Here is a 234-nt window from a genome sequence, read left to right as displayed (position 1 = left end):
ACCTACACCGACGACCGAATCACCGTCGATCTGCACCCCAAATCCGGCCCCGGCGAAACCCCGCTGGCCAGTTACACCCTGGAATTGGACCGCCGCTTCAGCCCGGCGGTACGCCTGCCCCATACCATTGTCCTGCCCAGCGACGACAAGGCCAGCTGGGGGCTCGATTACGACAAGGTGCGTGACGTGGTCTGCCTGACAGAAGTGCGTACGCCGGTCGGCGGCGTCGAGACC

The 234-nt window shown here is 65.4% G+C and carries 1 protein-coding gene; it reads left to right on the top strand.

Annotated features, from left to right (window positions below):
- Positions 1–234: hypothetical protein (locus tag SB719_RS22710; protein ID WP_412160116.1), on the top strand; the 234-nt coding region annotated here is incomplete at both ends.

The organism is Pantoea sp. SIMBA_079 (genome assembly GCF_046940275.1).
Taxonomy (GTDB): domain Bacteria; phylum Pseudomonadota; class Gammaproteobacteria; order Enterobacterales; family Enterobacteriaceae; genus Pantoea; species Pantoea borealis.
Note: the sequence above shows the minus strand (reverse complement) of the source record. Positions and strands in the feature narration are given on the sequence as shown.